The 7,920-nt window shown below is 65.1% G+C and carries 6 protein-coding genes and 1 pseudogene; 4 read left to right on the forward strand and 3 right to left on the reverse strand.

Annotation, left to right across the window (positions count from 1 at the left end; genetic code table 11):
* Nucleotides 1-301: 301 nt before the first annotated feature.
* The 4 genes and pseudogenes from HY699_25035 (at nucleotide 302) to HY699_25050 (ending at nucleotide 4,510) form a co-directional block, all read left to right on the forward strand.
* On the forward strand, nucleotides 302-496 hold the full coding sequence (locus HY699_25035; GenBank protein MBI4519069.1) for a hypothetical protein: 195 nt from the start codon (nucleotides 302-304) through the stop codon (nucleotides 494-496).
* A complete protein-coding gene (locus HY699_25040; GenBank protein MBI4519070.1) occupies nucleotides 493-723 on the forward strand; it encodes a DUF433 domain-containing protein in 231 nt (76 codons plus the stop codon). The genes HY699_25035 and HY699_25040 overlap by 4 nt, the downstream gene beginning before the upstream one ends.
* Entirely contained in the window at nucleotides 720-1,088 is a 369-nt protein-coding gene (locus HY699_25045) for a DUF5615 family PIN-like protein (protein ID MBI4519071.1), read from the forward strand. Before HY699_25040 ends, HY699_25045 begins: the two co-directional genes overlap by 4 nt.
* 9 nt (nucleotides 1,089-1,097) lie before the next feature.
* Nucleotides 1,098-4,510 (forward strand): annotated as a pseudogene (locus HY699_25050) (type I restriction endonuclease subunit R).
* A gap of 107 nt (nucleotides 4,511-4,617) precedes the next feature.
* Here HY699_25050 and HY699_25055 read toward each other — a convergent pair.
* Genes HY699_25055 through polX form a run of 3 tightly spaced genes read right to left on the reverse strand, consistent with a single transcriptional unit; the run spans nucleotide 4,618 to nucleotide 7,698 of the window.
* On the reverse strand, nucleotides 4,618-5,589 hold the full coding sequence (locus HY699_25055; GenBank protein ID MBI4519072.1) for an alpha/beta hydrolase: 972 nt from the start codon (nucleotides 5,587-5,589) through the stop codon (nucleotides 4,618-4,620).
* Nucleotides 5,590-5,644: 55 nt separating this feature from the next.
* A complete protein-coding gene (locus HY699_25060; protein MBI4519073.1) occupies nucleotides 5,645-5,959 on the reverse strand; it encodes a DUF971 domain-containing protein in 315 nt (104 codons plus the stop codon).
* Entirely contained in the window at nucleotides 5,956-7,698 is a 1,743-nt protein-coding gene (gene polX / locus HY699_25065; GenBank protein MBI4519074.1) for a DNA polymerase/3'-5' exonuclease PolX, read from the reverse strand. Before polX ends, HY699_25060 begins: the two co-directional genes overlap by 4 nt.
* Between the last annotated feature and the right edge of the window lie 222 nt (nucleotides 7,699-7,920).

The following is a 7,920-nucleotide window of genomic DNA, read 5'->3' on the forward strand; positions in this document are numbered from 1 at the left end:
CAGCCGCGCCGCCCGCGACTTGCTGCTGCCGCGGCTGATGAGCGGGGAGATTGCCGTGTGAACGCCGCAGGGGCGCTGGCTGGTCGTAGCGAGCCGGTGCCGTGGATTCCCGCTTTCGCGGGAATGACAAATTGCGTCCCTGTCGGCCATGGGCCTCGGCCTGACAGTACACAGTACTGTCAGACTGGTGGGGATTTGCCCTGTCGGCTGAACGTTACCCACAGATTTGTCGCACACCCACGCCGCAGCGCACGCCTGCGGGTGTTTGCCAGTTCTGGCGGTTCGATGTTAAATTCCAGCCATGAGCACGCTCGACGAGATTGAAGCCGCCGCCGAGAAGCTGCCGAAGGCGCAACAGCAGGAGCTGCTGCTTTTTCTTGTCCGCCGCCTGCGCGAAGGCGAAGCGCTGCCGGAGCCGCGCTTGTTCTCGGAGGAACAGCTGAAGGCGTGGATGGACGAGGATGACATGTTGTCGAGAGGGACGGTCTCACAATGAAGGAGATCTCACGCATTTCTACGAACCCCGAAATCATGGGCGGGAAGCCCTGCATTCGGGGGCTGCGGGTCACCGTCGGCACCGTGGTCGGGCTGGTCGCGTCTGGGCATTCCACCGCCGAGATCCTCAAGCTGTATCCGTATCTGGAAGAGGAAGACATCCGCGAGGCCTTGGCCTACGCCGCCTGGCGCGCCGAAGAGATCGAGGTCCCTCTCAGCCGCTCGTGAAGCTGCTGATCGACATGAACCTCACCCCGCTGTGGGCCGAGGTCTTTCAGCGCCATGGATGGGAAGCCATCCACTGGTCAGCGGTCGGTGATCCGCGGGCGCCCGACCGCACCATCATGGAGTGGGCACGGGCGAACGGTTACGTGGTCTTCACCCACGACCTGGACTTCGGCGCTATTCTCGCCGTCACCGGAGCTCATGGACCGAGCGTCATTCAAGTGCGGGCTCAGGATGTGACACCGCAACATCTTGAGGAAATCGTCACCGGCGCGCTGCACCAACATGCGTCCTTGCTGGAGAGCGGGGCCCTGATCACGATCGACCAAGCGCGAGCACGATCCCGCATTCTGCCGCTTCGTCGCTGACGCACTTTCATGATCACCGACATCAACAGCGAAGACCGGCTGGTCCAGCAGACATTCGCCAAGCACCTGGAGAAGGGCTCGGCTGGGAGAGCGTCTACGCCTACAACACGGAAACCTTCGGCCCGCACGGCACGCTGGGGCGGGGGTCTGAGCGCGAGGTGGTGCTGCTGCGAGACCTGCGGGCTGCGCTGGCACGCCTCAACCCGGACCTGCCGGAATGGGCGCGCGAGCAGGCGATCGAGAAGCTCGCGCGCATCGACTTCGCCCGCTCGCTGCTGCAGCACAATCGCGAGTTCTACGGCTTCATCCGCGACGGCGTGCCGGTCGAGTGGCGCGATGCATCCGGCGAGACGCGGCACGCGCGGGCGCAGGTAATCGACTTCCGCAACGCCTCGAACAACCGCTTCCTCGCCGTGCGCGAGCTAAAGATTCAAGGCGTGCGCGTGCCGCACTATAACCGGCGCACCGACCTCGTGTGCTTCATCAACGGCCTGCCGCTGGTGTTCATCGAGCTGAAGGCCGTCTACCGGAACATTCGCGCCGGCTTCGACGACAACCTCACCGACTACATGAGCGAGCACAGCATCGCCCACGCCTTCCATCACAATGCCTTCCTGGTGGTCAGCAACGGCGACCGTGCCCGCTACGGCTCGATCACCAGCAAGTGGGAACACTTCGTCGAGTGGAAGCGCAACGCCGAGACGGACAAGGGACGCGTCGACGCCGAGGCGCTGCTCGACGGGATGCTGGCCAAGGAGCGGCTGCTCGACCTGGTCGAGAACTTCGTTCTCTTCGACGACAGTCGAGCCGGCGGCACGCGCAAGATCGTGGCACGCAATCATCAGGTGTTGGGCGTCAACAACGCGGTCGCCGCCGTGCATCGTCAGGAAGAGTTGAAACGGAAGTTCCCGCCCGACGAACGAGTGATCGAGTTTCGCGTGCCGACGCCGGAGTTGCCCAAGGCCGCTGAGTCGCCGACGCCGGGCGTGACCGATGTCGACCCGATTCATTCGGAGGATACCTGGGAGGACGGGCTACCCTTGATGCAACGGGCGCATCCGGATCTGGGACGACTGGGCGTCTTCTGGCACACGCAGGGCAGCGGCAAGTCATACTCGATGGCGTTCTTCGCCGAGAAGGTGCGCCGTGTCGTGCCCGGCAACTTCACCTTCCTGGTGATGACCGACCGCGAGGATCTCGACGATCAGATCTGGCGCACCTTCATCGGTTGCGGTGTGACCGATGAGAAAACCCCGCGGGCCGGTTCAGGCACGGAGCTGCAACAACTCCTGCGCGGCAACCACCGCTACGTGTTCAGCCTGATCCACAAGTTCAATCAGCCGATCACCTAACCCTACAGCGAACGCGACGATGTCATCGTCATCTCCGACGAGGCGCACCGGACCCAGGCGGGCAAGTTCGCCCGCAACATGCGCCTGGCGCTGCCCAACGCCTCGTTCATCGGCTTCACCGGGACACCGCTGTTCAAGCACGACGAGCTGACCCGGCGCATCTTCGGCGACTACATCTCGCGCTACGACTTCAACCGATCTGTCGAGGATGAGTCCACGGTCAAGCTCGTCTACGAAGACCGCGGCGAGAAGCTGGGGATCGCTCGTCTCGATCTCAACGATCGTATCGCCGAGGCCGTCGAACGAGCCGATCTCGATCCCGATCAGACCGCGCTGCTGGAGAAGCTGCTCGGCAAGGACTACGAGGTCATCACCGCCGACGATCGCCTCGACAAGCTGGCCGATGACTTCGTCGAACACTGCACCACCCGCTGGGAGACCGGGAAGTCGATGCTCGTCTGCATCGACAAGGTCACCTGCGCTAGGACGTTGCAGCGCATCGCCCCGCGCTGGCGGTTCAAGCTGAGCGAGATCAAAGGCGCGATCCCACGGAAGGAAGCGGAGCTGGCGGCGACGGTGAATGACGATGAGCGGGAGCGGTTGAGCAAGGACCTCGACGGCCTGCGCGGTCAAGCGCAGTGGATGGAGAGCACCATCATCGAGATCGTGATCAGCGAGGCCCAGAACGAAGTGCGCGACTTCAGACGCTGGGGCTTCGACATCATCCCGCACCGGGTGGTGATGAAGACCGGCTTCGAGACGCCCGACGGCAAACGCGTGAACGTGGAAGATGCGTTCAAAGACCCGGCTCATCCGTTTCGCATCGCGATTGTATGCGCGATGTGGCTGACCGGCTTTGACGTGGAGTGCCTGGCGACGCTCTACATCGACAAGCCGATGAGGGCTCACAACCTCATGCAGGCCATTGCCCGTGCCAACCGCGTGTTTCCGGGCAAGGACTGCGGCGTCATCGTCGACTACAACGGCATGCTGAAAAGCCTGCGCGAGGCGCTGGCGCAGTATGCGCTCGGCGATGACGAGGGCGGCGGGGGCGGGACCATCGTGACGCCGATCGCCGAGCTGGTTGCGGCCCTGCTGCAGGCGATCGCAGCGGCGGAGAACCATCTCCGAAGTTTGGGGTTCAACCCGACGCGCCTGATCGGCGCAACCGGCTTCGCGCGCATCGAGGCGTTGCGAGATGCCAGGGAGGCGATCTACACCTCCGACGAAGCCAAGCGCCGGTTCGAGATCATGGCGCGCCAGGTGTTCGTGCGCTTCAAAGCGCTGCTGATGGAGCCGAGCGCGTTCGCCTACGCCGAACGACACGACAACATCGAGGCGATTTACAAGAAGCTAGAAGAACGGCGCGACACGGCCGACGTGACCGAAGTGCTCAAGGATCTACACCGGATCGTCAACGAAGCAATCCGGGCACAAGCCCCCGGCGCGGATCACGCCGAGGGGCTGACGGTAGACTTGAGCCGGATCGACTTCGACAAGCTCCGCAAGGAGTTCGCGGGCAAGGTGCGTCGCAAGCACGCGGCGTTGCAGGACATCCGGGACGTGGTCGAGAACAAGCTGGCGCAGATGCTCGCCCGCAACCCGATGCGGATGGACTACTACAAGAAGTACCAAGAGATCATCGCCGACTACAACCGCGAGAAGGATCGCGCCACCGTCGAAGAGACCTTCGCGAAGTTGGTCGAGTTGGCGAGTAGCCTCGATGCCGAGCAGCGGCGCGCCGCGGAGGAGGGCCTCAGCGACGACGAGCTGGCGCTATTCGACCTCCTCTTCAAAGACAGCATCAGCAAGGCCGACCGCGAGCGGCTGAAGCAGGCGAGCAGGGCCCTGCTGGCGTCGTTACGAGACTTGCTGCAACCGATGGAGGACTGGACTCAAAAGACGACGACCCAGGCTGAGGTGAAAGTCTTCATCCTCGACAGCCTCTGGCGGTCGCTGCCGCGGCCGCCGTTCACCGACGACGACACCGAACACGCCGCGGATCGCGTGTACGACTACGTCTGGCAGCGCAGCACAATCGGTGGTTTTCCAGAGCCGCTTGTAGCGTAGAGCGGTAACGCAACTTGGAGCGAGGCAGTTCGGGAAGGCTCTCGTGTGTCGACACGCCGAAGCGGCTCGTCGCCACCTGCCCGCAGCCGCAGCGAAGCTGGCGCCCTTCAGCTGCTGCCCGCCGCGGGCGCCGGCCGGCTGTGCTCGGCGATGAACTCTCGGATGCGGGCATTGGCGCGCCGGCCGAGGGTGATCGGAAACGCCGTGAAGGCGTGCACGCCGCCGGGATAGATGGCCAATTCCGAGGTGTTGCCGGCGGCTAGCCAGCGGGAGTGCATGAACAAACTATCGTCCAACAGCGGATCGAGGGTGCCGACGGTGAAGAGCGCCGGCGGCAGTTGGCTGAGGTCGGCATAAAGCGGCGACACCCCGGACTCGCGGCGCCGCTCGGCGGCGATGTAGTGCTGGTTGAACCACTCGATGATCGCCGTGTTCAAGATCAGGTTGCGTTCGCCCCAGCGCGCCGCACTCGGCGTCAGGCTGAGATCGAATACGCCGAAGGTCAGGTTGGCCGCGGCAAAGTCGCAAAAGCCGTGGCGGTCACGCATGCGCAGCAGCGTGAGCGCGGCCAGGTTGGCGCCGGCGGACTCGCCGCCGATCAGCAGCCGCGCGGTGCCGAACTCCGCCCGCCCGTGCCGCGCCAGCCACAGCGCCGCGGCCTCACAGTCGTCCACCGCCCCGGGGTACGGGTGCTCAGGGGCCAGGCGATAATCAACGCTGACCACGGCGACCGCGCAGTCGGTCGCAATCGCCGCCAGCAGAGGATCCTGCTGGCGGGCGCTGCCGAGCATGAACCCGCCGCCGTGCAGATGGAGATACACGGCGTTGACACGCTCCGGAATAAACAGCCGCAGCGCCAGTGGCCCGGCCGGCCCTGCGATCGTGCGCTCGCTCGCCCACTCGACCCGCACCAGCGGACCGAACGGCCCCTGACCCGATTCGCGCGCCGCGCGAATCACTCGCGGTGGAAAATTGGTCAGCGGGGGTAGCTGCGCCAGTTGCTGCTCCAGTGCGGCGTTGAACGCGGCGGTCTCGGCGTCCACAGCCGCCGGCGAGAACAGTGCGGGGTCGGTTGTCATCACGCCCTCCTGCCGGCGTGCGATAGGCGATTCGGTGGCGGATGTCGAGGGATGATTACGAACCGGCGGCACATGCCGGGCAAGGGCAGAGCTCGCGCAAGTAGCGGTAGGCGTAAATGCCGGTGTCGTGGCCGCCCTCCCAGGTGAAACGCAAGGCATAGTTGCCGACGGCGGCGATGGCGGCGAGTTTGGGGTCGGCGATATTCAGGAAGCGGCGCTCGCCGCCATGACCCTGGCAGACGGCGCACGGGCACCAGCCGCGCAGGTAGGCATAAGGGTAGTCGCTGCTGTGCCCATCACTCCAAGTGATCCGCACCAGCCCCGGCTCGCGCTGGTGGCGCACTTCGGTGGGGCGAACTTGGGCGCTCATTGTCCCGCCGGCGACCGGGTGCGGCCGCCGTCTTTCAACGCCGCCAGGAACTTGGCGACGGGCAGCGTATTGATCACGTCGGCCGGCTCGGCCCAGCCGCGCCGTGCGGTGGCAATGCCGTAGTCGATGAAGTGCAGGTGGGCGGCGCTGTGGGCGTCGGAATCGATGGCCAGCTTGACGCCGGCGGCGACGGCTTTGCGCACGTGCTCGTCTTTGAGATCGAGGCGCTCGGGGTAGGCGTCGATTTCGAGCACGGTGCCGGTGCGCTTGGCCGCGGCGATGACGGCGTCGAGATCGAGTTCGTACGCCGGGCGCTTGTTGATGACACGGCCGGTGGGATGAAACAGGATGTCGGCGTGCGGGTTCTCCATCGCCCGAATGATGCGCCGGGTCATCTCTTCGCGCGGCAGATTGAAATGCGAATGCACGGCAACGCCGACCACGTCGAGTTCCGCGAGCACCTCGTCGGCGATGTCGAGGGTACCGTCCTTGTTGATGTTAACCTCGGCCCCGGCGAGCAAGGTGAAGCCCTTCAGCTCGCGGTTGAGTTGGCGGATGGCCTTCATCTGCTCGCGCAGCTGGGCCTCGTCAGCGCCCATCATCGCCAGGCCTTTAGTGTGGTCGGTGATGGCGATGTAGCGGCGCCCGAGGCGGCGGGCGGCATCCACCATTTCCTCGATGGTGTTGGCGCCGTCGGTCCATTGGGTCTGGATCTGCACGTCGCCGCGCACTTGGCCGTACTCGATCAGCTGCGGCAGCCGGCCGGCGCGTGCGGCTTCGACCTCGCCGCTGTTCTCGCGCAGCTCGGGGGCGATGTAGGGCAAGCCGAGCGCGGCGTAGACCTCGGCCTCGCTCTTGCCGGCGATGGCTTTGTCGCCGCGAAAGACGCCGTACTCGTTCAGCTTCAAGCCGCGCTCGATGGCAATCCGGCGCAGCGCGACGTTGTGATCTTTGCTGCCGGTGAAGTAGTTGAGCGCCGCGCCGAAGCTCGCCGCCGGTACCACGCGCAGGTCAACGTCCATGCCGGTTTCGAGCTTGATGCTGGACTTGGTGGGGCCGTGCCCGTGCACGTGCGCGACCTCGGGCATGGCCACAAAGAAATCCATCACCCGCTCGGGCTGGCTCGAAACCACCAGGATGTCGCCGTCACCAACCGTTTCCTTGCGCCGGCGCACGGAGCCGGCCAGCGCCACCTCGCGCACGCCGGCGAGTTGGCGCAGGCGGGCTTGGATGCCTTCGAGCACCGGCAGCGCCTCCCCCAGCGCGAAGCGCCCGCTGTGGCCGCGCAGGAATTCGAGGCCTTTGAGGATCTTCTGTTCGCTCTTCTCGCCGAAGTGCGGCAACGTGCGAATCTTGCCTGAACGCGCCGCGGCCTCGAGGTCGGCAACGGTACGTATGCCCAAGGCCTCGTACAACGCCTTGACGTGCTTGGGGCCGAGGCCCTCGATCGCGGTCAACTCGGCAACGTCGACGGGAGTCTTTTGGTGCAGCTCGTCGTAGTACTTGAGCCGGCCGGTGGCGAGCAGCTCTTCGAGGCGTTCGGCGATACCCTTGCCGACGCCGGGGATTTGCTCCAGCGCCTTGAGGCCGCCGCGCTGATACGTCGCGGCCAGTGGTTCAGCGAGCGCCTCGATGGTATAGGCGACCTTCTCGTAGGCGCGTGGCTTGAAGGCCACGCCCTCCATATCGAGCAGCGCGGCGATCTCGCGCATGATTTTGGCGACGGCGGCGTTGGTCACGCGCGCGAGTCTAGCGGTGAACGGCCGCGGTGAAAAGCGGGGAAAGGCGGCGGCGCCTCATGGGGTGTGCGACAAATCTGTGGGTAACGTGCAGCCGACCGGGCAAATCCTCACCAGTCTGACAGTACTGTGTACTGTCAGGCCGAGGCCCATGGCCGAAAGGGACGCAATTTGTCATCTTCCTGGCGCGGCGCCACTTCTTCAGCTGCTTTACTCCCGCAC

The organism is Deltaproteobacteria bacterium (genome assembly GCA_016210005.1).
Classification (GTDB): domain Bacteria; phylum Desulfobacterota; class Binatia; order HRBIN30; family JACQVA1; genus JACQVA1.